We start from the raw sequence: 24,734 nt of genomic DNA, 5'->3' as shown, positions 1-24,734 counted from the left end.
GAGCCGTGGCCCCACACGATTCGTACGAAGTGCAAAGCCCACGTGCGAGGAGCAACGATGACCGACCCGAACACCGACGTGTTCACCGCCTCCCTGTCCGAGCTCGATCCGGAGGTCGCCGAGGCGATGGCCGGCGAGCTCGCCCGACAGCGAGACACGCTCGAGATGATCGCGTCGGAGAACTTCGTGCCGCGCTCGGTCCTGCAGGCGCAGGGCTCCGTGCTCACGAACAAGTACGCCGAGGGGTACCCGGGTCGCCGTTACTACGGCGGCTGCGAGCACGTGGACGTGGTGGAGAACCTGGCTCGTGACCGCGCCAAGGGAGGTCTTCGGCGCCAAGTACGCGAACGTCCAGCCGCACGCCGGCGCCCAGGCCAATGCCGCGGTGCTCATGGCGCTCGCGAAGCCGGGGTCCAAGATCATGGGCCTGTCGCTCGCCCACGGAGGGCACCTCACGCACGGCATGAAGCTCAACTTCTCCGGCCAGCTCTACGAGGTCGCCGCCTACGAGGTGGATCCGGAGACCATGCAGGTCAACATGGACACCGTCCGGGAGATGGCGCTGGCGGAGAAGCCGGATGTCATCATCGCCGGCTGGTCGGCCTACCCGCGGACCCTGGATTTCGCGAAGTTCCGCGAGATCGCCGACGAGGTCGGCGCCAAGCTGTGGGTGGACATGGCCCATTTCGCCGGACTGGTCGCCGCCGGCCTGCACCCGAGCCCCGTCCCGCACGCCGACGTCGTGTCCACTACCGTCCACAAGACGCTCGGCGGGCCGCGCTCCGGCATGATCCTCACCAACGACCTCGAGCTGTTCAAGAAGCTCAACTCGTCGGTGTTCCCGGGCCAGCAGGGCGGACCGCTCATGCACGCGATCGCCGCCAAGGCCACCGCCATGAAGATCGCCGGGACGGAGCAGTTCCGCGAGCGTCAGCAGCGCACGATCGAGGGTGCCCAGATCCTCGCCGAGCGGCTCACGGCCCAGGACTGCAAGGACGCCGGCGTCTCCGTGCTCACCGGCGGCACGGACGTGCACCTCGTCCTGGTGGACCTGCGTGACTCCGAGCTCGACGGCCAGCAGGCGGAGGACCTCCTCCACGAGGTCGGGATCACGGTGAACCGCAACGCGGTGCCGTTCGACCCGCGTCCGCCGATGGTGACCTCCGGCCTGCGCATCGGCACGCCCGCCCTGGCCACCCGCGGGTTCGAGGCCGAGGACTTCCGTGAGGTCGCGGACATCATCGGCACCGCGCTGGCCGCGGGGACGGGCGCCGACGTCACCGCCCTGCGTGAGCGCGTGTCTGCGCTGGCCACGTCGAAGCCGCTGTACGAGGGACTCGAGGACTGGAAGATCCTGGGCTGAGGCGGGTCGAGAAAACGACGGGCGGGGGCCGATGACCGACGAGAACACGGGCAACGGCCCCCGTCTACGGGTTGGCTACGTCCCCGGTGTCCAGCCGGACAAGTGGCTCGCGCGGTGGCGCGAGCGGAATCCGCGCGTGCCGATCTCGGCCCGGCGCGCCGGTGACCCACGCGCGGAGCTCGCGGACTCCGCCGGCGACGACGGCTTCGACGTGATCTTCCTCCGCGAGCCCGACGATGCACCGCGCTCGGCGCCCGCCGGCCTGCTCCGGGTCCCGCTGTACACCGAGACGATGGCCGTTCTCGCCGAGAAGGACCACGAACTCGCCGCCTTCGACTCGCTGGGGATCGCCGACCTCGAGGGGGAGCGGTGGCTCGAGCCGGTGGACCCCATCACGGCATCGCCCGAGGAGGTGTCCGCCGCGGTGGACCTCGTCGCCGCCGGCGTGGGGTTGCTCGTCCTGCCGGCGCCGTACGCGAGGGCGCTGAGTCGGCGGGACGTGGTGGCGCGGCCCGTCGACGGGGTCCCCGCGACCCGGATGGGCATCGCCTGGTCGCCCGCGAGGGAGACCGATGAGTTGATCGACGAGTTCGTGGGGATCGTGCGGGGTCGCAGGGCGGGCACCTCGCGCGGAGCAGCGGGCGAGCCCCCGCGCGAGAAGCGGACCGCGAAGGAGAAGGCCGCCGCCAAGGCGAAGGCCCGCTCCGAACGTGCGCCGAAGCCGGTGGGTCGGGCGCAGCGCAGACGCTGACCGGGTGGGTCTCAGCCGCGTGCGGCGCGGTCGATCTCAGCCGCGTGCGGCGCGGTCGATCTCAGCCGCGTGCCGCGCCGACCATCCCGCGGGCGAACTCGAGGTGGCGGGCGACGACGTCGTCGGCCGACAGCGGCCCGTCGGGCCGGTACCAGGACGCGATCGACACACACAGTGAGGCGATGGCGCGGGCCGCGTCCTCGGGGTGGGCGCAGGAGAACTCCCCGGAGTCGACACCGGCGCGGATGGCGTCCTCGAGCATCTTCTGCTGCGCATCGCGCTGCGCGATGTGGCGTGCGCGCACGTCCGGGTCCATGCTGCGCATCTCGGTGGACGCCACGAACGCGTGGTCGCGCCGTGCCATGTGGAAGCGGGCGAGGCACTCCACGATGTTCTCGAACCTGGTGACGGTGCGGTCGCCGGCGTCGTCGGCCGCGGCCTGAGTGTGCGTGAGCATCTCCGCCATGGCCTGGTCGACGACCGCTGCGAGGATGGCCTGCTTCGATCGGTAGTGATGGTAGAGGCCCGGCACGGACAGTCCGGCGGCCTCGGCGATCGACCGGATCGAGGCACCGTGATAACCGTGCCGGGCGAAGACTTGCAGGGCCGCGCGGAGCGGAGGGGAGAGTTCGTCGGTGCCGAACTCGCGCCACTGCGCCAACGTCGCGGCCTCCAACGACGCGGCCTCCAACGTCGCGGTCTCCAACGTCGCGGTCTCCTCACTCATCGTCACAACACTAGCCACCCTTCGCTTGACACCGGTTGTGGTGTGGGTAACACTATGACACACCGAGCGATCGATCGGTCGGTGAATCGCACAACAATCGTGAACGAGAGGAGCGAGGATGAGCCAGGAAGACCCGCGGCCGTGGCGCACGCTGTACCGACCGGGGCTCGACGAGAGTCTCGTGACGCGGCGGTCGACGCTCGTGGACGCCTGGCGTGAGCGTGTCGACTCCTCGCCGGACAGGGCCGCCGTCGCGTACTTCGACACCACGCTGTCGGCCCGCGAGGTCGACGCGATGGCGGATGCGCTCGCCACCGCACTGCAGGTCCGCGGGGTGGCGCCCGGTGACCGCGTCGGCATCCACCTGCAGAACATCCCGCAGTACGCGCTGGCGATGCTGGCGCTGTGGAAGATCGGCGCCGCCGCCGTGGTGCTCAACCCGATGTACTTCGGCCGGGAACTCAGGCTGCCCGTGGAGGACTCCGGTGCGGTGGGGATCATCGCCACCGACCGGGACGCCACGGCGATCCGCGACGCCGTGAGCGGTACGGACGTCGCATGGGTCGTCAGTACGAGCGAGTGCGACCTGCAGACCCGGAACGACCCCCGCGCGTTCGGCGACGACCAGCAGGTCGAGCCCTCGCCGGACGGCGACCTGATCTCCCTGATCCGCGAGTTCGAGGGACGCACCCCGGAGCCGGCGGAGGTCACCCCCGACGACCTCGCGCTTCTCACCTACACCTCGGGAACCACCGGGCCGCCCAAGGGGGCGATGAACTCGCATGGCAACGTCATCGCGGTCGCGCGGAGCTTCGCCGACTTCGTCGGTCTCGTGCCGGGCGACGTGGTGCTGGCGATCGCCCCGCTGTTCCACATCACCGGCGCCGTCATCAACGCCACCGTCGCGCTGGTCACCGACTCCACCCTCGTCTTCGCCGGACGTTTCCGGCCCGGTGTCATGCTGGACGCGTTCCGCGAACACGGGGTCACCTTCACCATCGGTTCCATCACCGCGTACAACGCGCTCATGCGCCTCGACGAGGCGGGACCGGAGCACTTCGCGTCGGTCAAGACCCTCTACAGCGGGGGCGCGCCCATCCCGCCGTCGACGGTCGAGCGCTTCGCGGAGCGGTTCGGCCACTACATCCACAACGGATACGGCATGACCGAGACGACCTCCGGGGTCATCGCGGTGCCGCCCGGGTCGCGGGCGCCGGTCGACGAGACCAGCGGCACCCTGTCCATCGGCGTGCCGCTGCCGGGGATCGGCGCCGAGGTCGTCGGCGTCGACGACCAGCCGGTCGCCCCGGGCGAACAGGGCGAGCTCGTCCTGTCGGGACCGCAGATCGTGTCCGGCTACTGGCGCAACGAGGCCGCTACGGCCTCGACCATGCCCGGCGGCCGGCTGCACACCGGCGATGTCGCTGTCATGGACGCCGACGGCTGGGTGTACCTCGTGGACCGCCTCAAGGACCAGATCAACGCCTCCGGTTACAAAGTCTGGCCGCGGGAGGTCGAGGACGCCCTGTACGAGCACGACGCGGTGTTCGAGGCCGCCGTCGTGGGACTGCCGGACGAGTACCGCGGCGAGAAGGTCGTCGCGTTCGTCTCGCTCAAGGCCGGGCAGACTGCGACCGAGGACGAGCTGATCGCGTTCGCCTCGGATCGGCTCGCCGCCTACAAGCGGCCGGGCGAGGTCCACGTCGTCGGCGAGCTCCCCAAAACCCAGACCGGAAAGATCCGCCGTCGCGAACTCCGCGACGAACACACCCCCTCCCACTCCTCCACTCCCACCGAAGGGAACTGACATGGCCGAGGCCACCATCGACCCCGACGACCGCGGGCGGGCCGGCGCCACCACCGCCGCCACCGCAGCCCCACACCAGTCCGACAAGGCGAACCGTGGCAGCGTCCGCTCGTTGGCCGCCAGTACCATCGGGCAGCTGTTCGAGTGGTACGAGTGGACCGCCTATGCGGTCTTCGCCCCGTACATCGCCGCGGTGATGTTCAACAACGAGAACCCGGTCTCGGCGCTGCTGGCCACGTTCGCCGTCTTCGCGGTCGGGTTCCTCATGCGCCCGCTGGGCGGGATCGTCTTCGGCCGGATCGCGGACGTGCGCGGACGCAAGTTCGTCCTCATCACCACCATGCTCATGATGGCCGGCGCCAGCCTGCTCATCGGCCTGCTCCCGAGCTACGAGACGCTCGGGATCTTCGCCTCGGCGTTGCTGCTCCTGTGCCGCATGATCCAGGGCTTCGCCCACGGTGGCGAGTCGGCCACCGCCTACAGCTACGTCGCCGAGATCGCACCGCCGCACCGTCGCGGCATGTGGGGCAGCCTCGTGTTCGTCGCCATCATGGGCGGCACCGTGATCGCCTACGGCATCGGCGGCGGCATCACCGCCGTGCTCTCCGAGTCCGCCGTCGGCGAGTGGGGCTGGCGCGTGCCGTTCCTGCTCGGCGCCGTGTTCGCGCTGTTCGTGCTGTACCTGCGGTCCGGCATGGAGGAGTCCGACGTCTTCGACAAGGCCGCCGAGGCCGCCGCCGCCGACCCGACCTCCCCGGTCGCCACGTTCTCGCGCCGCAAGCTCGCCGGTGCCATCGCGCTGGTCGTGGCCATGGTCTCCGGCATCACCGTCGCGCACTACACCTGGAGCTCCTACGCCTCGACGTTCGCCATCACGCAGCGTGACATGGACTCGGAGGCCGCGTTCTGGGCGATCTTCGGCAGCCAGCTCATCGCCCTGTGCACCCTCCCGCTGTGGGGTCTGCTCTCGGACCACATCGGCCGGCGCCCGGTCATCTTCATCTTCGCCATCGGCACGATCATCACCACGCCGATGCTCATGGGGATGATCGACGACCGCCCGTGGACGCTGTTCCTCGCCTCGCTCGTCGCCATGACCCTGGTCGCCGCCGCCGGCTCGATCCTGTCCTCGTTCATGTCCGAGGCGTTCCCCACCAAGATGCGTACCGCGGGCATCGGGTTCGCGTACTCCCTGTCGGTGGCGGTCTTCGGCGGCAGTGCGCCGTACCTCAACGCGCAGTTCATCGAGTGGGACCTGTACTGGATGATCAGCGCCTACATCATCGCCCTCTGCGTGGCGACGATGGTCGCGACCGCCTTCATGAAGGAGACCCGGGGTCACGACCTGCACCGTGTCGGCCACAACTGAGCGTCGGCCACAACTGATCCACCCGAACCGCCCGCCCGGTCGCCCATCAACCGCGAGGATCCACGCCATGACCACTTCATCGTCCGAGTCCACGGGACTGTCCGTCGACCAGTTGCTCCGCCCCGACGTCGTGGGGCCGAAGATCGCCGAGGCCACCGGTGACCAGGCCTGGGCGGACTTCGACGCCGACCTCATCGCCGGTGGCAAGTCCAACCTCACGTTCACGCTCCGCTCCGACGCGGGGGAGCTGATCCTGCGGCGACCGCCGACGGGCGAGCTGCTGCCCAGCGCGCACGACATGGGCCGCGAGGCGCGGATCCAGCTCGGGTTGGCGGACACGGACGTGCCGGTCGCGAAGGTGGTGCTCAATGAGACCACCGGTGAGGACCTGGGCGTGCCGTACTACGTGATGGAGAAGGTGGTCGGCCACGTCATCCGTGACGCGTTGCCGGCGGGCTTCGCCGAGTCCGACGACGACAAGGCGGCCATGGCGGACGCCCAGATCGACGCGATGGTCGCGCTCCACGCCGTGGACCAGAACGCGGTGGGCCTGGGGGATCTCGGTCGCCCGGACGGCTATCTGGAGCGGCAGCTGCGACGCTGGCTGGGCCAGTCGGAGAAATCCAGTGCCTCCGTCCGGGCGGACCGTCTGCCCGAGCTGGCCGCGCGTCTCGGCGAGAGCATGCCCACCTCGCCGTCGTCGCGGATCATCCACGGTGACTACCGGCTCGACAACTACGTCGTCGACCCCGACGACCCGGGCCGCATCAAGGCGATCCTCGACTGGGAGCTGTCCACCCTCGGCGATCCGGTCGCCGACCTCGCGCAGACGGTTCTGTACTGGGGTGACCCGGATGGGCCGACGGTGCCGCTCATCCCCAGCATCACCACCGAACCGGGCTGGCCCGGACCGCAGCGGCTGCTCGACCGGTACTGCGCGGCCACCGGCACCGATCCGTCCCACATGCCGTGGTACCTGGCGTTCGCCACGTTCAAGTTCGCGGCGATCGCCCAGGGCGTGGCGACGCGCTCCGAGGCCGGTGACATGGCCGGTCAGAACTTCGGCGACATCGGCCCGCAGATCCGCGAGCTGGTCGACCACGGCCACTCGATCCTCGACTCCAGGAAGGTGACCAACTGATGGCCGACTCCTCATCCGCAGCGCCCACCCCGGTCGATCCCCGGACGGGTCCGCAGGCCGCGCTGCCCGTGCTCGACCGCTTCCGGCTGGACGGCCGCGTCGTGGTGATCACGGGCTCGTCGTCGGGGCTCGGGGCCGGCTTCGCGCGGGCCCTGTCCTCGGCCGGCGCCACGGTCGTGCTGGCCGCCCGACGCCGCGAGCGGCTCGACGCCCTCGCCGAGGAACTGCGTGCCGCCGGCGGCACCGCTTCGACCGTGGCGTGCGACGTCGCGGACCCCGCGGCGTGCGCGGCGATGGTCCGCGACACGATGGAGACCCACGGGCGCATCGACGTGCTGGTCAACAACGCCGGCATCGGGACCGCCGTGCCCGCGCTCAAGGAGACCCCCGAGCAGTTCCGCGGCGTGGTGGACGTCAACCTGAACGGCGCCTACTGGGCGGCCAAGGAGTGCGCGGCCGTCATGGGGCCCGGATCGAGCATCGTCAACGTCGCGAGCGTCCTGGGCCTGACCGCCGGCTTCGCACCGCAGGCCGCCTACTCGGCGACCAAAGCGGCCGTGCTCGGGCTGACCCGCGACCTCGCCGCGCAGTGGGGCAGCCGCCGCGGTATCCGCGTCAACGCGCTGGCCCCCGGGTACTTCGCCTCCGAGATGACCGACGAGATCCCGGAGAAGATGCTCGCCGACATCACCGGCAGCACCATCTTCGGTCGCCTGGGGCTCCAGCCCGAGCTCGACTCCGCGCTGCTCTTCCTCGCCTCCGACGCATCGTCGTTCATCACCGGGACCACGCTCGTGGTCGACGGTGGGATGACTATGCATTGAACCGACTCAGCACTGAACCAACTCAGCACTGAACCGACTCAGCACTGAACCAACTCAGCACTGACGCAGGCACCACTTCACTCATCCCGCCCGCGGCGGGCCGCCGCGGCACGCTTCTACAGGAGTAAAGACATGGAATTCGCTCACAGTCAGCGCAGCATCGAGCTGCAGGAGAACATGTGGGAGTTCATGCGGGAGCACGTCTTTCCCGCCGAGCCCGTCTGGGCCGAGTACCTGCGTGAGCACGGGGATAACGCCTACCCGCCGGTCATGGAGGACCTCAAGGCCGAGGCCCGGCGCCGTGGGCTGTGGAACCTCTTCCTGCCCGAGTGGTCCGGGATCTCCAACCTCGAGTTCGCCGCCGTCTCGGAGATCACCGGGTGGTCGCCCGTCATCGCCCCGGAGGCGATCAACTCGCAGGCCCCGGACACCGGGAACATGGAGACCTTCCACCTGTTCGGCACCGACGAGCAGAAGGACAAGTACCTCGAGCCGCTCAAGGAGGGCAGGATCCGCTCGGCGTACGCCATGACCGAGCCCGACGTCGCCTCCTCGGATGCCACGAACATCCAGACCGTCATCCGGCGCGAGGGCGACGAGTACGTGATCAACGGCCGCAAGTGGTGGATCACCGGGATCGCCGACACCCGCTGCGAGATCCTCATCGTCATGGGTAAGACCGACGAGTCCGCCGAGACCCACCGGCAGCAGTCGATGGTCCTCGTGCCCCGTGACACCCCGGGCCTGACCATCGAGCGCAACCTGCCGCTGTTCGGCTACCAGGACCAGCACGGTCACTGTGAGATCGTGTTCTCCGACGTGCGGGTGCCCGTGTCGAACCTTCTCGGCGAGGAGGGCGCCGGGTTCGCGATCGCCCAGGCCCGCCTCGGGCCGGGCCGGATCCACCACGCGATGCGCGCCATCGGCATGGCCGAGCGGGCGCTGGCCCTGATGGTCGACCGCGCCAAGTCCCGGCACGCGTTCGGCGGGTCGCTGGCGAGCCAGGGCGTGGTGCAGGAGCACATCGCCAACTCGCGCATCGAGATCGACCAGGCACGGCTGCAGGTGCAGCACTGCGCGTGGATGATCGACACCGTCGGCGCCAAGGAGGCGCGGTTCGAGATCTCCGCCATCAAGGTGATCGCCCCGCAGGTCGCCTGTGCCGTGATCGACCGGGCCATCGAGATCTTCGGCGGCGCCGGCGTCTCCGGCGACACCCCGCTGGCGTACTTCTACGCCTGGGCGCGAGCGCTGCGGATCGTCGACGGCCCGGACGCCGTCCACCGCCGCACCATCGCGCGGGGAGAGCTCAAGCGCACTCCGCCGTACGTCGGCTGAGCGTGATGCGCAACACTGACAACACCCGGTCTTCCCGGACCGGATACTCACCGTTCGAGAGAGGAACACGCACATGGGTGCAGTGATCGTGGAGGCCGTGCGCAGCGCGGTGGGCAAGCGCAAGGGTGGACTGGCCGGGGTGCATCCCGCCGATCTGTCGGGGACCGTTCTCAAGGCGCTGGCCGAGCGCGCCGGGATCGACGGAGCGATCGTCGAGGACGTCATCTGGGGCTGCGTCACCCAGGCCGGCGAGCAGGCCGGGGACATTGCCCGGACCGCCGCCCTGTCGGCGGGATGGCCGGAGACGGTCAACGGCGTGACGATCGACCGGCAGTGTGGCTCGTCGCAGCAGGCGCTGAGTTTCGCGGTGGCCGTGGTGGAGGCAGGCTTCCACGACGTGGTGGTGGCCGGCGGCGTCGAGTCGATGACGCGGGTGCCGATGGGCTCGCACGTCTCCTCCGAGTCGTTCCCCTACGGTCAGGCGTTCCTCGACCGCTACGACGGCACGGCCCCCAACCAGGGCGTGGGTGCCGAGATGATCGCCGAGCGGTGGGGCTTTGACCGCACGCAGCTCGACGAGTTCGCCGTGGCGTCGCACGAGAAGGCCGCCGCCGCGCAGGACGCCGGCTTCTTCGCCGGGCACATCGTGCCGGTGACCACCCCGGACGGCGTCTTCGACACCGACCAGGGCATCCGCCGCGGCAGCACCGTCGAGGGACTGGCCGGGCTGAAGACGCCGTTCAAGGAAGACGGCGTCATCCACGCCGGCAACGCCTCGCAGATCTCGGACGGCGCCGCGGCGATCCTCGTGATGAGCGAGGAGGCGGCCGCCAAGTACGGGTGCACCCCGATCGCGCGGGTGCACACCGCCACGCTCGCCGGTGACGATCCGGTCATCATGCTCACCGCTCCGATCCCCGCCACCGCCAAGGCGCTGGCCAAGTCCGGACTGTCCATCGACGACATCGGCGTGTACGAGGTCAACGAGGCGTTCGCGTCCGTGCCGATGGCGTGGCTGGCCGAGACCGGGGCGGACCCGGCGAAGCTCAACCCGAACGGCGGCGCCATCGCCCTCGGGCACCCGCTCGGTGGCTCCGGCGCCCGGATCTTCGCCGACCTCGTCCATCACATGAAGAACGAGGGCATCAAGTACGGCCTGCAGACGATGTGTGAGGGCGGCGGCCAGGCCAACGCCACCATCATCGAACTGCTCTGATCCGAGCCCCCGCCGGGCAGCCGCGCGAGCGGCTGCCCGGTGACTCACAGCCGCCCCCCGCGATGAACTCCGGCCTGCGCATCTGCGCACGCCAGACGCCATCGTCGGGGGCGGCTGCGCTGTGGGCGTACTTGCGCGCGTGCGGCCGTGTTGTGGGCGTACAGGCCCGGTCCGGCGGCGGCCGGGGGCACTCGGGGCGCGTGTCTCAGTCGCCGGTGAGGACGACCGCCCGGCCGAGCACCTCACCGCGGTCGAGCGCCTGGTAGGTCTCCGGAGCCTCGGCCAGCGGGACCCGCCGGGAGATCATGCCGCCCAGGTCGAGCTTCCCCGCCGCCAACAGGCGCACGAGCGCCGGGACGTCCTGACGGGCGCGGGCGCCGTACGAGCCCTTGATCTGGATCTTGCGACGCACGATGCGGGCCAGGTCCACGTCGAGCGTGGTGCCCGCGGGGGGAATGCCCACGACCACGACCCGTCCGCCTTCGCGGGCGATGTCGGTCGCCTGCCGGGTGGTGGCCGCCGACCCCAGCGCCTCGAACGCGACGTCCACCCCGCGTCCGCCGGTGATCTCCATGACGGCCTCGGCGGCTTCGACCTCCCGCGAATTGATGGTGTGGGTGGCGCCCATGCGGCGCGCGAGGGCGAGCTTGTCGTCGTCCACGTCGATCGCGATCACCGACTCCGCGCCACTGACCGCCGACAGCTGGACGATGTTCTGACCGACCCCACCGACCGCCACCACCGCAACGGATTCCCCGGTCCGGACGTCGCCCACGTTGCGGACCGCGCCGTAGGCGGTGAACATCGAACACCCGAGGATGGCGGAATCGGTGAGGTCGAGCTGCTCGGGGAGGGCGAACACCGCGGTGGCGGGCGTGACGCTGTACTCGGCCAGCCCGCCCATCGAGTACATGGACAACGGTTCGCCGGAGGCCCGGTGCAGGCGCGTCTCGCCGTCGTACAGGGTGCCGCGCAGGCGGTTGTACTCGAAGAACGTGGAGCAGATGTCCTCCATGCCGCGGGCGCAGTTCTCGCACGATCCGCACGGCATGATGAACGAGCCGACCACCCGGTCGCCGGGCCGGACGTGGGTGACCCCGGCGCCGACCTCGGCGACGACGCCGGAGATCTCGTGGCCCAGGACTCCCGGCAGCGGGAACCCGACCTCGCCCTTCATCACGTGCAGGTCCGTGTGGCAGACCCCGCAGGCGTGGTTGTGGACCAGGACCTCGCCGGCGCGCGGTTCCGGGATCGGGATGTCCTCGATCACCAGCGGGGACCCGGTCTCAACGCACACCGCAGCTCTCATGGGGCCGACTGTACGCAGCGTTCAGCGGCCGAGGAGCTCGTCCGAGATGATCCGCATCTGGATCTCGCTGGTGCCCTCGAAGATCCTGGTGAGGCGGGCGTCGCGCCAGTGCCGTTCCACCTGGAAGTCGGTGGTGTAACCGGCACCCCCGTGGATCTGAACGCCCTGCGACGTGACCCACTCGGCCATCTCGGTCGCCACGAGCTTGCACATGGCGGCCTCGAGCGAACACCGCCGTCCCGAGTCGATCGCGGTGGCCACCGAGTACATGAGCTGACGCGCGGCCTCGATGTCCGCGGCCATCTTGGCGATCTTGAAGCGCAGGTACTGGAACTGGCCGATCGGCTGACCGAACTGCTCCCGGGTGGCGACGTACGCGATCGAGTCCTCCAGTGCGGCGCGGGCGAGTCCGATCGCGCGGGCCGCGGTGTGCGCTCGGCCCACCTCGAGACCGGAGACGGCCATGTAGAAGCCCCTGCCCTCCTCGCCGAGCAGCGACGACGCGGGGATCCGGAAGTCGTCGAAGGACAACTCCCAGGTCTGCCAGCCGAAGTAACCGATCTTGCGGACCGGGTTGCCGCTGATGCCGGAGGGGAAGGAGCCGCGCTCCTTCTCCACCAGGAAGGTCGAGATGCCCCGGTGCGGCTTGTCCGGGTCGCGGTCCGGATCGGTGCGGGCGAACAGGACGAGGTAGTCGGCCTGGTCTGCGTAGGTGCACCACATCTTGGTCCCGTTGATCACCCAGGCGTCGCCGTCGCGGACGGCGCGGCACGAGATGTTGGCGACGTCGGACCCCGCCTCGGCCTCCGAGAGCGCGTACGCGCCCAGCCATTCGCCGCGGGCGACGCGGGGGAGCAGGCGGGCCTGCTGCTCGGCGGTGAAGCCGCCGCCCATGCCGTTTCCCCGCGCGAGCAGACCGGACACCGACAGCCACCCGCGGGCCAGCTCTTCGGCGACCAGGCAGTACTCGAAGACGCCCAGTCCCAGGCCGCCGTGCTCCTCGTCGATCATGATCCCGAAGAATCCCATGTCGGCCATCTTCTGCCGTAGCTCGTCCGGGATGTCGCCTTTCTCCGGGTCCAGGCGGTTCGCGACCGGGAGGACCTCTCTGGCGGTGAAGTCGCGTGCGAGGTCCCGGATCGCGAGGCGCTCCTCCGTGAGGTAGACGGGAACGTCCTCGCGGGCGGTGGGTTTGTGGGTCATCCGGATCGTCCTCCCGGTGTGAGTCGGTCGTTGTCCGCGCCGAGGGAGGGCGCCGGGCCCGTGGCGAGGTGGTCCCCGTCGAACGTCGCGGGGTGCGCGGCGGCCAGATAGGGGCCGATGCCGGGTTGGTCGAGGCGGGAGAAGAGGGGGTTGTTCCGGAGCTCGCCCTCCGAGACGACCTCGGCGAACGTGCGGTAGCGCTCGTGCAGCACCACCGAGTCGTCCAGGGCCCGCGCGACCTCGTCGGTGGTGCGAGCGGAGAACCAGCGGGCGAACAGCGCGGCGAGGACCTCGCGATAGGAGTAGCGGTCGGCCTCTTCCGTGAAGTCGGCGCCGGCCGCGGTCTCGAGCGCGTCGACGGCCTCCAGGGTGCCCGTGACGCGAGCCAGGTCGTGGAAGTGCCGGGTGGTCAGGGCGACGATCATGAACCGACCTCCGTCGCAGGTGGTGAAGTCCGTGCCGAAGGTCCCGTAGACGTGATTGCCCACGGCAGGCCGCGACGACCCGTCGAGCTGTGGTTCGGTGAGGTATCCGAGCGTCCCGGCGGTGGCCAGGGCGACGTCATCGAGGGGCAGGACGATCCGCCGCCCGCGGCCGGTCCGCTCACGTTCGCGGACGGCGGCCACCACGGCCAGCGCCGCGTGCAGTCCGGCGGCCACGTCCCAGGCCGGCAGGGCGTGGTTGACGACGCGGCCCGAGCCGGGGCCGGTGATGGCGGGGAAACCGAGGGCGGCGTTGACCGTGTAGTCCACCCCGGGCCGGCCGTCGCGGCGGCCGAGCAGTTCGAGGGTGATGACGTCCTCGCGGTCGGCGGCCAGGACGTCGTGACTCATCCACGACCGCCCGCCCGAGTTCGTCACGAGGATCCCCCCACCCTCGCCGGGCGCGGTGACGAGCTCGCGGAACGCCCGCCGGCCGTCGTCGGAGCGCAGATCGAGAGTGACCGAGGCCTTGCCCCGGTTGAGCCCGGTCCAGTAGATCGACGTCCCGTCGGGCGCCAGGGGCCACCGGTTCACGTCCGCCGCGCCACCCACCGGATCGACCCGGATGACCTCGGCGCCGAGCTGCGCCAACGTGAGTCCGCACAAGGGTGAGGCGACGAAGCTCGAGAGTTCGACGACGCGTATCCCGTCCAGCGGTCGGGACGCGGAGGGCTCTGTCATCAACGGCTCCCGGTGGTGCGGCGGGCCGGTTGCCCCGCAGTGCAAATCATGATAATAGTTTGAAGCATACAGCGTGGATTGTGTTCCGCGACACCCATCGCCGGCGGACAGGGGCGAGACCATGAGCGAGCAGCCGAGCAGCGCGACCCCCGTGGTCGACACAGACACGGAGAGCGACACGGAAGTCGGCGCGGAGGACTTCGCGGACATCCTCGCGACCACGCGTGAGTACATCCGTTCGGTGGTCGTGCCCCGCGAGCGGGAGATCGCCGACACCGACGCGGTCCCGGACGACATCCGTGCAGACCTGGCTGACATGGGCCTGTTCGGCTACGCGATCCCGCAACGGTGGGGTGGGTTGGGCCTCGGCCTGACCCAGGATGTCGAACTGGCGATGGAGTTCGGCTACACGACACTGGCCATGAGGTCGCTGTTCGGGACCAACAACGGGATCGCCGGGCAGGTCCTCGTGAACTTCGGCACCGATGCCCAGAAGGCCGAATGGCTCGAGCGGATCGCCTCCGGCGACGTCATCGCCTCCTTCGCCCTGACCGAGGACGGCGCCGGCTCGAACCCCGCCGGACTGGCCACGAAGGCCGTGCGGGACGGCGGTGCGGGCAGTGAGGGCGGTGAGGGCGGTGACTGGATCATCGACGGCACCAAGCGCTTCATCACCAACGCCCCGCTGGCGGATCTGTTCATCGTGTTCGCACGTACCCGTCCCGCCGACCACAGCGGGACGGGGATCGCCGTGTTCCTCGTCCCTGCGGACGCCCCGGGCGTGAGTGTCGGCCCCAGGGACAAGAAGATGGGGCAGGAGGGCGCGTGGACCGCCGAGGTGGACTTCCGCGGCGTGCGCGTGCCCGCCACCGCCCTGGTGGGTGGCGACGAGGAGGCCGGATACCGCGCGGCGATGACCTCCTTGGCCCGCGGCCGCATCCATATCGCCGCCGTCGCCGTGGGATCGGCGCAGCGGGCGCTCGACGAGTCGCTCGCCTTCGCGGCGACCACCACCCAGGGTGGCGAGGCCATCGGCGGATTCCAGTTGGTCCAGGGGATGCTCGCCGACCAGCAGACCGGCGTCATGGCGGGCCGTGCCCTCGTCCGCGAGGCCGCCGCCAAGTACGTCTCCGGCGAGGACCGACGGATCGCCCCCTCGGTGGCCAAGCTGTACTGCACCGAGATGGTCGCCGATGTCGCGGACAAGGCGGTCCAGATCCACGGCGGCACGGGCTACATGCGGGGCGTGGCGGTGGAGCGGATCTACCGTGACGTCCGCCTGCTCCGCCTGTACGAGGGCACGAGTGAGATCCAGCGCCTCATCATCGGCGGTGGCCTCGTGAAGGGTGCGCAGCGGGACGCGGGTGCCCGATGACGGACCCGACGCGCGGAACGCCCACCGGCGAGCCGCTCCCGCTCGAGGGCATCACGGTGATCGCCGTGGAGCAGGCCGTGGCCGCCCCGCTGGCGACCCGGCACCTGGCCGACCTCGGCGCGCGCGTCATCAAGATCGAACGCCCGGGGGAGGGTGACTTCGCCCGCGCCTACGACGACGCCGTGCACGGGCTGGCCTCCCACTTCGTGTGGCTGGGCCGGGGCAAGGAGTCGATCGAACTCGACCTCGCCTCGCCGGGCGGCAGGGAGACCGCGCTGGCCCTGGCAGACCGGGCGGACGTGGTGATCAGCAACCTGGCGCCCGGGGCGATGGACCGGTTGGGACTCGGGGCGACGGCGCTGCGTGAGCGACGGGAGGACCTCGTCGTCGTCACCATCTCCGGCTACGGCGACACCGGCCCGTACACCGGTCGCAAGGCCTACGACATGCTCGTGCAGGCCGAGTCCGGGCTGTGCTCGATCACCGGCACCCCCGAGGCCGCCACCAAGACCGGGGTCCCGGTGTCCGACATCGCGACCGGGATGTACGCCCTGTCGGCGATCCAGTCGGCGCTCTTCCGGCGGGAACGGACCGGGCGCGGGGCCACCGTCGAGGTGTCCATGTTCGAGGCCACCGCCGAGTGGATGGGCCACCCCATGTACACCCGGATGTACGCGGGGAGGCAAGTCGAGCGGATGGGACTGTCCCACGCGTCGATCTGCCCGTACGACGCGTTCCCGACCCGCGATGGGCAGGTGCTGATCGGCGTCCAGAACGATCGCGGGTGGGCCGCACTGGTGCGCGACGTGTTGGGGCGGCCGGAGCTGGTCGACGACGAGAGGTACTCCACCAACATCGCCCGCGTCGCCCGGAGGGCCGAAGTGTACGCGCTGATCGCCTCCCTGACCGGGGAGTTCGGCTCGGTGGAGCTGGCCGAGCGACTCGACGAGTTCGACGTCCCGGCGGGGCGGCTCAATGACGTCGCCGGGCTGGTCGACCACCCGCAACTCGCGGCGCGGGACCGGTGGCGGGACGTCGAGACGCCGGCGGGTCCGGTCCGCGGCCTGCTCCCGCCGATGACCTTTACCGATGTAGAGCTGCCCATGGGGCCCGTTCCCGCACTGGGGCAGCACACCGACGCGATCCTGGCGGAACTGGGCGCGAACGCACGAGAAGAGGACACGCATCATGGGACTACTTGAGGGCAAGACCGCAGTCGTCACCGGGGCCGCGCGCGGCATCGGGTTGGAGATCGCCCGGACGTTCATCGACCAGGGCGCGCGGGTGGTGATCGGCGACATCGACGACGAGGCGGGCGCCGCGGCCGTCGCCGACCTGGGCGGGCAGGACACCGCGCGCTACGTCCACTGCGACGTCCGGGACGGAGCGGCGGTCGAGGCGATGATCGACGTGGCCGAGGGGGCGTTCGGGCCGCTGGGGGTGTTCGTCAACAACGCGGGCATCACCCGTGACGCGACCATGCGCAAGATGACCGAGCAGCAGTTCGACGACATCATCGCCATCCACCTCAAGGGCACGTGGAACGGCACCCGCGCCGCCGCCGGCCGGATGCGCGGGCACGGGGGAGGGGCGATCGTCAACATCTCGTCGATCTCCGGCAAGGTCGGTCTCGTCGGCCAGACCAACTACTCCGCAGCCAAGGCCGGGATCGTGGGGCTCACCAAGGCGGCGGCCAAGGAGGTGGCGTTCGCGGGGGTGCGCGTCAACGCGGTCCAGCCGGGGCTCATCCGCACCGCCATGACCCTGGCCATGCCCGAGCACGTCTGGGAGGAGAAGTTGGCCGAGATCCCCATGGGGCGCGCAGCCGAGCCGAGCGAGGTCGCCCAGGTGGTGCTGTTCCTCGCCAGCGACATGTCCAGCTACATGACCGGCACCGTCCTGGAGATCACGGGCGGGCGGCACATCTGAGCGCGCGGGCCGGGCCGCTCAGCCGAGGTCCCAGCGGATCGGCTGGGCGAGCTCGGAGTGGAACCGCTTCTCGAGGTACGTGGTGTGCTCGTCGATGTGCACGGACATCAACCGGGAGGCGGTGTCCGCGTCGCGATCGGCGATCGCGGCGTAGATGTCCCCGTGGATGTCGCAGGTCAGTTCGCGCTGGCGCTTCGGGTAGCTGATCCCCATCGAGGCGCCGGCGATGAGGCCCGTCAGCGCGTCGAAGAGGTACCCGAAGAGGGCGTTGCCGGAGCTCCAGGCGATGAGTTCGTGGAACCGCTCGGAGTGCGCCGAGAAGACCGCCGGGTCGCCCAATTGGTCCCGGGTCTGACGCAGGTTCTCCGCGAGTCGTTCCAGGCCGGCGTCGTCGATCCGCGTGGTGGCCAGCCGCGCGATACCCGGCTCGAGGGCCGCGCGGGCCTCCATGATCGTCGAGAACGGGGCGCTGCCGAACTGCAGGAGCAGGCTCAGGGTGGCGGCGAGGGTGCCGCCGTCGGGCTGCTGCACGACGGGGCCGCCGCCCGGGCCGGGCTTGAGCATGATGACGCCCTGGAGCTCCAGGTAGCGCAGCGATTCCCGGAGGGTGCCGCGCCCGACCCCGTACTCCTCCAACATGAGGTGCTCGGGGGGCAGCCGGTCGCCGACGGTGTTCCCGCGGCGGGAGATGTCCTCGACGATCTGCTGGGCGACGAGCAGGGCCGTCTTCTTGGGCCTGCCGACCCCCGGGCGACCGCCGCCGCTGCCTGAACTCATGACAACCATTATCCCCGTCTCCCGGCTCAGGGCATGAGCACGGTGTAGGTCCAGTCCAGGACGGGCGCGTCGCCGTCCTGCCGGTGCGCGGTGACGAGCGACCGGAGGTCGAGCGCCGTGCCACCGCCTGCCGCCTCCACCGCAGCGCCCACCACGATGTCGCTGCTCAGGGTGTCGCCCTCGCGAACTGAGCCGACGTGGTCGCACGAGTGCCACCCGAGCACCGTGAGCATGGACGGCAGGGCGCGCGTGGCCTGCGAGAGCGCGAGCCCGATGGTGTGGCCGCCGTAGACCAACCGACCGGAGCCCGAGGCGCGGCCGTCGTGATGCGTCTGCGCGATGTTCATCGTCAGTCGCGCCAGCGCCGGCGCGTCGGACACCACGTCGGCGCCGACGCGCAGTACGGTGCCGGCCGCGGGGATCGGCGTGAGTCCGCGCGGGAGCGCGGCTCGGTAGGCGTCGAGGTCCCAGCCCTGCGGCGACGCCCACGGCTGCCGGTGGTCGCCGCCGATGGCCGACAGGTCGTATTCGTGGACGCAGGACCCGGGATCGACACCCGGCGACAGCGGCAGCATCGCGCAGCGGTAGAAGTCCAGGACTGTCCGGCCGTCCTGGTCGGTGGTGGTGATCCGGAGCGCGGCCAATCCGGTGGCCGCGCGGCCGGGTCTGGGGGAGTTGGTCCTGAGACCGACCACCTCGGTCCGCGTCGAGAGGGTGTCACCGATCCGGGGAGCCGTGAGTAGGCGCAGGCCCCGATAGAACAGGTTGGCCTTCACCCGGTGGGTCACCACGGTGGACTGACCGATCGCGATGTCGGTCACCAGCCCGGGGTGCGCCACCGCGACGCCGGTGACCGCGTGGGACAGGTGGCGGTCCAGGGGAAGGCGCAGGCGGTCGCCGAGGACGGCCTGGTGCGCGGCCGCCAGCCCGTCTGTCAGGGTGACCGCGGGGGCCGTGTCGACGACCTGTCCCACCTCGAGCTGGTCGAAATAGGGGCCGCCGATCTCCACGACGGGTCCCTGCGGGGCGGGGTTCTCGGTCATCGCGGCCTCCTTCCGGCGCGGGTGGCGTGCGTCGCGCGGCCGCGCGCCGACGGCTGACCGATCACACTCTACACAAAACCATGCGCATCATTATTGACTATTGGGCGATGCGTTGCGACGATGAGGTCCGGAGCCCGCCTGACCGGCGGATCGAGATGACGACGACGACGACGAGGTGTTCTGCGGTGCCGGACCTGAACGATGACGAGGCCTACCTCGTCGCGACCGTGCGTCGGTTCATCGATCGCGAGGTCAAGCCGTCCGTGCGCGAGATGGAACACGCGAACGAGTACCCCGAACGCTGGATCGAGCAGATGAAGGCGATCGGCATCTACGGTCTGGCGGTGCCCGAGGAATTCGGGGGGACGCCGGTCTCGATGCCGTGCTACGTGCGGGTCACCGAGGAACTCGCCCGCGGGTGGATGTCACTCGCCGGCGCCATGGGCGGGCACACCGTGGTCGCCACACTGCTCGCCGAGTTCGGCACCCGAGGAGCAGAAGGCCACCTACCTTCCCCGGTTGGCGACCGGTGAGATCCGGGCCACCATGGCGCTGACGGAGCCCGGCGGGGGATCCGATCTCCAGGCGATGACCACCACCGCCACGACTCAGGGCGAGGAGCTCGTGATCACGGGCACCAAGACGTGGATCTCCAACGCGCGACGCTCCGGCCTCATCGCGCTGCTGTGCAAGACCGACCCGTCCGCGACGCCCAGACACCAGGGCATCTCTATCGTCCTGGTCGAGCACGGTCCCGGACTGACGGTCTCCGAGGACCTGTCCAAACTCGGGTACAAGGGAGTCGAGACCTGCGAGCTCGCCTTCGACGGGTACCGCACCCCGGCGACCCGGATCCTCGGCGGCGAACCGGGAAGGGGCTTCGCGCAGATGATGAAGGGCCTGGAGACCGGCCGGATCCAGGTGGCCAGCCGCGCGCTGGGCGTCGCGGCCGCGGCGCTCGAGGACTCCCTCGCGTACGCGCAGCAGCGCGAATCCTTCGGACAGCCCATCTGGAAGCACCAGGCCGTCGGGCATCACCTGGCCGACATGGCCACCAAGCTCACCGCCGCCCGCCAGCTCACCCTGTTCGCCGCCGCGAAGGCCGACGCCGGCGAGCGCTGCGACATGGAGGCGGGGATGGCCAAGCTCTTCGCCTCGGAGGTGGGGATGGAGATCGCGCTCGACGCCGTCCGGATCCACGGCGGCTACGGGTATTCCACGGAGTACGACATCGAGCGGTACTTCCGCGACGCCCCGCTCATGATCGTGGGCGAGGGGACCAACGAGATCCAGCGCAACGTCATCGCATCGCAACTGGTGGCACGTGGCGGGTTGGAATGAGGAGAGGACTGTCATGAAGGTGTTCGAGGGGCTGGAGCAGCTCGAGGCCGAGCTCGGCCGGCATGTCGGGTACAGCGACTGGATGGAGATCACCCAGGAGCGCATCGACGCGTTCGCCGACGCCACCGGGGACCACCAGTGGATCCACGTCGATCCGGCGCGGGCGGCCGAGGGACCGTACGGCCGCACCATCGCGCACGGGTACCTCACCCTGTCGCTGCTGCCGGTGCTCGGCGCCGAGGTGATGGAGATCCGGGGCTTCGCCATGATGATCAACTACGGGGTCGACAAGGTGCGGTTCCCCGCGCCGGTGCCGGTCGGGTCACGTATCCGTGCGGGGATCGAGTTGACGTCGCTCGAGCGGAAGTCGTCCGGAGTCCAGCTCAACAGTCTGGTGACCGTCGAGGTCGAGGGCTCCGACCGGCCGGCGGTCGTGGCCGAGACCGTCCGGATGATGGTCGAGTGAGGCGACAGGCCCCGGTGCCCGGATCCAGGATGGCCGAGGCGCTGGCCGACGTGGTGGTCTGTGAACCCGTCCGGACCGCGGTGGGCCGCCGGGGCGGTGTCCTGGCGCCACTGCAGGCCGCCGACCTCGCCGCGGCCGCGATCGCCGGACTCGTCGACCGCACCGGCCTCGGAACGACGGACATCGACGACGTGATCCTGGGCCAGTGCTACCCCAACGGTGAGGCGCCCGCGATCGGGCGGGTGGCGGCACTCGACGCCGGGCTCGACATCAGCACGCCGGGGATTCAGATCGACCGCCGCTGCGGATCGGGTCTCCAGGCCGTGCTCAACGCGGCGATGCAGGTCGGCGTCGGCGTGAGCGAGGTGGTGATCGCCGGTGGCGCGGAGTCGATGTCGAACAGTGAGTTCTACTCCCTGGGTCTGCGCGGCGGGGTCCGCAGCGACCGGGTCGAGTTCATCGACCGCATCGCTCGTGGCCGGGTGACCTCCGGCGGCCGCGACCACCCGGTGGCGGGCGGCATGCTCGAGACCGCCGAGAACCTCCGCGCGGAGTACTCCATCTCCCGGACGGAGCAGGACGAACTGGCGGCCGAGAGCCAGCGGCGCGCGATCGCCGCCCAGGACTCGGGGGTGTTCGACGAGGAGATCGTGTCGGTGCAGGTCCTTCAGCGGAAGGAAGAGCTCGTCGTCGTCGACACCGACGAACACCCCCGGCGAGGCGTCACGGCTGCCTCCCTCGCCGACCTGCGACCCATCCGCTCCCGCGTCGACCCCGACGCGACGGTGACGGCCGGCAACGCGTCGGGGGAGAACGACGGCGCGGCGGTGTGCGTGGTGACCACCCGCAGTCGCGCGGAGGAGCTGGGGCTGCGCGCCTATGTCCGACCGCTCGGGTGGGCGGTGACCGGCGTCCACCCCGCGCGGATGGGCATCGGCCCCGTTCCCGCGACGGCCCGGTTACTCCGGCAACTCGACCTGCGGCTGGCGGACTTCGACCTCATCGAACTCAACGAGGCGTTCGCCGCGCAGGTGCTCGCGTGCCTGCGGGAGTGGGAGTCGGGCCACGGGTTCACCGCCGCCGATCGCGAGCGGCTCAACGTCCACGGTTCCGGCATCTCGCTCGGGCATCCCGTGGGGGCCACCGGTACGCGCATCCTCACCACCATGGCGCGCGAACTGGCGCGCCGGGAGGGCCGGCTCGCCCTGGAGACGATGTGCCTCGGCGGTGGGCAGGGGCTGGCCGCTGTCTTCGAGCGGGTGGGCGTGGGCGGTACCTGACAATTCATGCGGACTTAACTACAGGGATGTGATTCGGGCGTAGCGTCATCGGCAACGGTCGGTGGGGAAGCCGACCGTCGGGAGGTCCCAGCCGATGATCGTCTGTCTCGATCGGGAGGGGGCCGGCACCCGGCCCCGTCACCACCAGGTGACCTGGGCCGGCCGGTCCATCCCAACACGCTCGCGGGTGCCGCGGGCGAGGAGCGCGCCGTGACCGACACCGTACGTACCTACGTCCTCGACACCTCGGTTCTGCTGTCCGATCCGTGGGCCGTCACCCGCTTCGCCGAGCACCGCGTTGTGCTCCCCATCGCGGTCATCAGCGAGCTGGAGGGCAAACGCAATCATCCCGAGCTGGGCTACTTCGCCCGTGAGGCCCTCAGGCTGCTCGAGGACCTGCGGCTGCGGCACGGGCGCCTCGACGGCGACATCACCGTCACCGACGTCGGCGGCACCCTGCGGGTCGAGCTCAACCACACCGACCAGGCGGTGCTGCCGTCCGGATTCCGCGACACCGGCAACGACTCCCGGATCCTGGCGTGTGCGCTCAACCTGCGGGCCGGGGGCGCCGACACCGTGCTCGTGTCCAAGGACGTCCCGCTGCGGGTCAAGGCGGGTTCGGTGGGTCTGCCGGCCGACGAGTACCACGCCCAGGACGTCGTGCTGACCGGGTACAGCGGGGTCGCCGACCTGCCGGCCACCCAGGATCTCGTCGACACCCTGTTCTCGGAGGGCCGCGCCTCGGGCCTCGCAGCCCGGGCCGCAGGGCTGGACAGCGGGACCCCGGTGCACTGCGGCGTGCGTGTCCAGACCGAGTCCTCGTCGGCTCTGGCCCGCGTCGCCGACGACGGCGGGCTCCGGCTGGTCCGCGGAGACGTCGAGGTCTTCGGCCTGCGTGGCCGCTCCGCCGAGCAGCGCATCGCGATCGACTGTCTGCTCGACGAGTCGATCGGGATCGTCTCCCTCGGCGGCCGGGCGGGCACCGGCAAGTCGGCGCTCGCGCTGTGCGCGGGACTCGAGTCGGTGCTGGAGCGGCGTCGGCACCGCAAGATCGTCGTGTTCCGCCCGCTCTACGCCGTGGGCGGGCAGGAACTGGGGTACCTGCCGGGCAGTGAGTCGGAGAAGATGTCCCCCTGGTCCCAGGCCGTGTTCGACACCCTCGAGGGACTGGTCAGCGAGAACGTCATCGACGAGGTCATGGACCGCGACATCCTCGAGGTGCTGCCGCTGACCCACATCCGCGGCAGGAGTCTGCACGACTCGTTCGTGATCGTCGACGAGGCGCAGTCACTCGAGCGGAACGTGCTGCTCACCGTGCTCTCGCGGCTGGGGACCGGGTCGCGGGTCGTGCTCACCCACGACGTCGCGCAGCGGGACAACCTCCGGGTGGGGCGCCACGACGGCATCCAGGCGGTCGTGGAGAAGCTCAAGGGGCATCCACTCTTCGCGCACGTCACCCTCAACCGCTCGGAACGTTCCGCCATCGCCGAACTCGTCACCACGATGCTGGAGGAATTCCACCCCGAGGGTTCCTCCGGGGAGCTGCGACGGATCCACGCCGCCTGACTTCAGGCTCCGGGCAGCGTGGGATGATACGGGTCCGGGCGAGCGAGCCCGGGCCCGCATCGTGCATGCCGTTACGGAGGTTCCCCATGTCCCGACGCTCGTCGCCGGCGCCCGCGCTCTGGCTGCTCACCGCCTGCGTCCTGGGGCTGGCCGCGTGTGGCGAGCAGGTCCCCGGTGGCATGCCGGCCGAGGCGCAGTCCCAGACCGCTGCGGGACAGGCTGCTACGGAGCAACCTGCTACGGACCAGATCGGTGGGGACCAGGGCGCTGGTGACCAGACCGGTGCGGGCCCGGGCGCGATCGGCCCCGCCGCCGGGTCCGACGCGGACGACCCGATCGTGGTGAAGATCGGCGAGGACGAGTTCCTCACGAACATGGCCATCTATCGCCGGTACGACGATGCCAAGGAGACCGCGCTCGCGCTCGGGGCGCCGGTGGCCCCGGCAGAGGTGCTCGAGGGTGGCAAGAAGCAGGACTTCGCCGACGGGGCCATCTACTGGTCACCGCAGACCGGTGCCCAGATCGTCCGCGGGCAGATCCTCGCCACCTACCTCGACAACGGCGGACCCGCCGGCCGGTTGGGGTGGCCCGTGAGCGACGAGCTCGTCGAGGACGAGGTCATCTACTCGGACTTCCAACGCGGACAGATCCGCCTCGAGGACCAGGCCATCCGGGTGGTCGAGCACTCCGGCTGACCCCGGAACGCGACGCGCCGCGGGCCGGGCGCGCCGAGCCCGGTCCGCGGC

20 protein-coding genes and 2 pseudogenes are annotated in these 24,734 nt (G+C 70.5%); 16 read left to right on the top strand and 6 right to left on the bottom strand.

The features are described 5' to 3' along the window. The first annotated feature begins 57 nt into the window (after positions 1 to 57). Together glyA and OVA21_RS09175 are read left to right on the top strand one after the other, a co-directional pair. Positions 58 to 1,363, top strand: a pseudogene (glyA, locus tag OVA21_RS09180) (serine hydroxymethyltransferase). 31 nt (positions 1,364 to 1,394) lie between these two features. Next, a complete protein-coding gene (locus OVA21_RS09175) occupies positions 1,395 to 2,114 on the top strand; it encodes a LysR family transcriptional regulator substrate-binding protein (RefSeq protein WP_268092296.1) in 720 nt (239 codons plus the stop codon). 61 nt (positions 2,115 to 2,175) lie between these two features. On the opposite strand, the gene OVA21_RS09170 is transcribed toward OVA21_RS09175, so the two are convergent. Beyond that, complete coding sequence (locus OVA21_RS09170; protein ID WP_182634964.1) at positions 2,176 to 2,841, bottom strand: TetR/AcrR family transcriptional regulator; 666 nt, start codon at positions 2,839 to 2,841, stop codon at positions 2,176 to 2,178. Positions 2,842 to 2,959: 118 nt separating this feature from the next. Here OVA21_RS09170 and OVA21_RS09165 point away from each other — a divergent pair, with 118 nt between their 5' ends. From OVA21_RS09165 to OVA21_RS09140, 6 genes are all read left to right on the top strand, one after another. Beyond that, positions 2,960 to 4,648 carry a class I adenylate-forming enzyme family protein gene (locus tag OVA21_RS09165; RefSeq protein WP_268092295.1) on the top strand — a complete coding sequence of 563 codons (1,689 nt, stop codon included), beginning with the start codon at positions 2,960 to 2,962 and terminating at the stop codon, positions 4,646 to 4,648. Between the two features lies 1 nt (position 4,649). Continuing rightward, entirely contained in the window at positions 4,650 to 6,017 is a 1,368-nt protein-coding gene (locus OVA21_RS09160) for an MFS transporter (protein ID WP_268092294.1), read from the top strand. A gap of 67 nt (positions 6,018 to 6,084) precedes the next feature. Continuing rightward, the gene (locus OVA21_RS09155; protein WP_268092293.1) at positions 6,085 to 7,158 is read left to right on the top strand and encodes a phosphotransferase family protein; all 1,074 of its coding nucleotides are present in this window, start codon (positions 6,085 to 6,087) and stop codon (positions 7,156 to 7,158) included. 62 nt (positions 7,159 to 7,220) lie between these two features. Then, the gene (locus tag OVA21_RS09150) at positions 7,221 to 7,982 is read left to right on the top strand and encodes an SDR family NAD(P)-dependent oxidoreductase (RefSeq protein ID WP_154828710.1); all 762 of its coding nucleotides are present in this window, start codon (positions 7,221 to 7,223) and stop codon (positions 7,980 to 7,982) included. A 132-nt stretch (positions 7,983 to 8,114) separates the two neighbouring features. Beyond that, positions 8,115 to 9,320, top strand: a complete 1,206-nt coding sequence (locus OVA21_RS09145) for an acyl-CoA dehydrogenase family protein (protein WP_268092292.1) — start codon at positions 8,115 to 8,117, stop codon at positions 9,318 to 9,320. 73 nt (positions 9,321 to 9,393) lie between these two features. After that, on the top strand, positions 9,394 to 10,536 hold the full coding sequence (locus OVA21_RS09140; RefSeq protein WP_268092291.1) for a thiolase family protein: 1,143 nt from the start codon (positions 9,394 to 9,396) through the stop codon (positions 10,534 to 10,536). Between the two features lie 205 nt (positions 10,537 to 10,741). Here OVA21_RS09140 and OVA21_RS09135 read toward each other — a convergent pair whose 3' ends face one another. From OVA21_RS09135 to OVA21_RS09125, 3 genes are read right to left on the bottom strand one after another with little or no spacing between them, the layout of a single operon-like run. Next, a complete protein-coding gene (locus tag OVA21_RS09135) occupies positions 10,742 to 11,845 on the bottom strand; it encodes a zinc-binding dehydrogenase (RefSeq protein WP_268092290.1) in 1,104 nt (367 codons plus the stop codon). Between the two features lie 21 nt (positions 11,846 to 11,866). After that, positions 11,867 to 13,048, bottom strand: a complete 1,182-nt coding sequence (locus tag OVA21_RS09130; protein WP_268092289.1) for an acyl-CoA dehydrogenase family protein — start codon at positions 13,046 to 13,048, stop codon at positions 11,867 to 11,869. After that, entirely contained in the window at positions 13,045 to 14,211 is a 1,167-nt protein-coding gene (locus OVA21_RS09125; RefSeq protein ID WP_268092288.1) for a CoA transferase, read from the bottom strand. Before OVA21_RS09125 ends, OVA21_RS09130 begins: the two co-directional genes overlap by 4 nt. A gap of 121 nt (positions 14,212 to 14,332) precedes the next feature. On the opposite strand from OVA21_RS09125, the gene OVA21_RS09120 reads away from it, so the two are divergent. From OVA21_RS09120 to fabG, 3 genes are read left to right on the top strand one after another with little or no spacing between them, the layout of a single operon-like run. Next, on the top strand, positions 14,333 to 15,586 hold the full coding sequence (locus OVA21_RS09120; RefSeq protein WP_268092287.1) for an acyl-CoA dehydrogenase family protein: 1,254 nt from the start codon (positions 14,333 to 14,335) through the stop codon (positions 15,584 to 15,586). Next, on the top strand, positions 15,583 to 16,788 hold the full coding sequence (locus tag OVA21_RS09115; RefSeq protein WP_268092285.1) for a CaiB/BaiF CoA transferase family protein: 1,206 nt from the start codon (positions 15,583 to 15,585) through the stop codon (positions 16,786 to 16,788). The genes OVA21_RS09120 and OVA21_RS09115 overlap by 4 nt, the downstream gene beginning before the upstream one ends. Continuing rightward, complete coding sequence (gene fabG, locus OVA21_RS09110; RefSeq protein WP_069390322.1) at positions 16,775 to 17,515, top strand: 3-oxoacyl-ACP reductase FabG; 741 nt, start codon at positions 16,775 to 16,777, stop codon at positions 17,513 to 17,515. The genes OVA21_RS09115 and fabG overlap by 14 nt, the downstream gene beginning before the upstream one ends. A gap of 18 nt (positions 17,516 to 17,533) precedes the next feature. On the opposite strand, the gene OVA21_RS09105 is transcribed toward fabG, so the two are convergent. Together OVA21_RS09105 and OVA21_RS09100 are read right to left on the bottom strand one after the other, a co-directional pair. Further along, positions 17,534 to 18,292 (bottom strand): FadR/GntR family transcriptional regulator, encoded by a 759-nt coding sequence (locus tag OVA21_RS09105; RefSeq protein WP_268092283.1) that lies wholly within the window; start codon positions 18,290 to 18,292, stop codon positions 17,534 to 17,536. Positions 18,293 to 18,318: 26 nt separating this feature from the next. Continuing rightward, entirely contained in the window at positions 18,319 to 19,335 is a 1,017-nt protein-coding gene (locus OVA21_RS09100) for a MaoC family dehydratase (RefSeq protein WP_268092282.1), read from the bottom strand. A 155-nt stretch (positions 19,336 to 19,490) separates the two neighbouring features. Between OVA21_RS09100 and OVA21_RS09095 the strand changes: the two are divergent. From OVA21_RS09095 to OVA21_RS09075, 5 genes and pseudogenes are all read left to right on the top strand, one after another. Continuing rightward, positions 19,491 to 20,676 (top strand): annotated as a pseudogene (locus OVA21_RS09095) (acyl-CoA dehydrogenase family protein). A 13-nt stretch (positions 20,677 to 20,689) separates the two neighbouring features. Next, complete coding sequence (locus tag OVA21_RS09090) at positions 20,690 to 21,142, top strand: MaoC family dehydratase (RefSeq protein ID WP_154828008.1); 453 nt, start codon at positions 20,690 to 20,692, stop codon at positions 21,140 to 21,142. 41 nt (positions 21,143 to 21,183) lie between these two features. Then, entirely contained in the window at positions 21,184 to 22,422 is a 1,239-nt protein-coding gene (locus OVA21_RS09085; RefSeq protein WP_268093133.1) for an acetyl-CoA C-acetyltransferase, read from the top strand. 210 nt (positions 22,423 to 22,632) lie between these two features. After that, positions 22,633 to 23,988, top strand: a complete 1,356-nt coding sequence (locus tag OVA21_RS09080) for a PhoH family protein (protein WP_268092281.1) — start codon at positions 22,633 to 22,635, stop codon at positions 23,986 to 23,988. Between the two features lie 86 nt (positions 23,989 to 24,074). Next, positions 24,075 to 24,683: an LGFP repeat-containing protein gene (locus tag OVA21_RS09075; protein ID WP_268092280.1), complete on the top strand. Its 609-nt coding sequence runs from the start codon at positions 24,075 to 24,077 to the stop codon at positions 24,681 to 24,683. Positions 24,684 to 24,734: the final 51 nt, after the last annotated feature.

Origin of the sequence: Dietzia sp. SL131 (assembly GCF_026672565.1) — a bacterium.
Classification (GTDB): domain Bacteria; phylum Actinomycetota; class Actinomycetes; order Mycobacteriales; family Mycobacteriaceae; genus Dietzia; species Dietzia kunjamensis.
The sequence above is the reverse complement of the archived record's forward strand: the minus strand, read 5'-3'. Positions and strand labels throughout refer to the sequence as shown.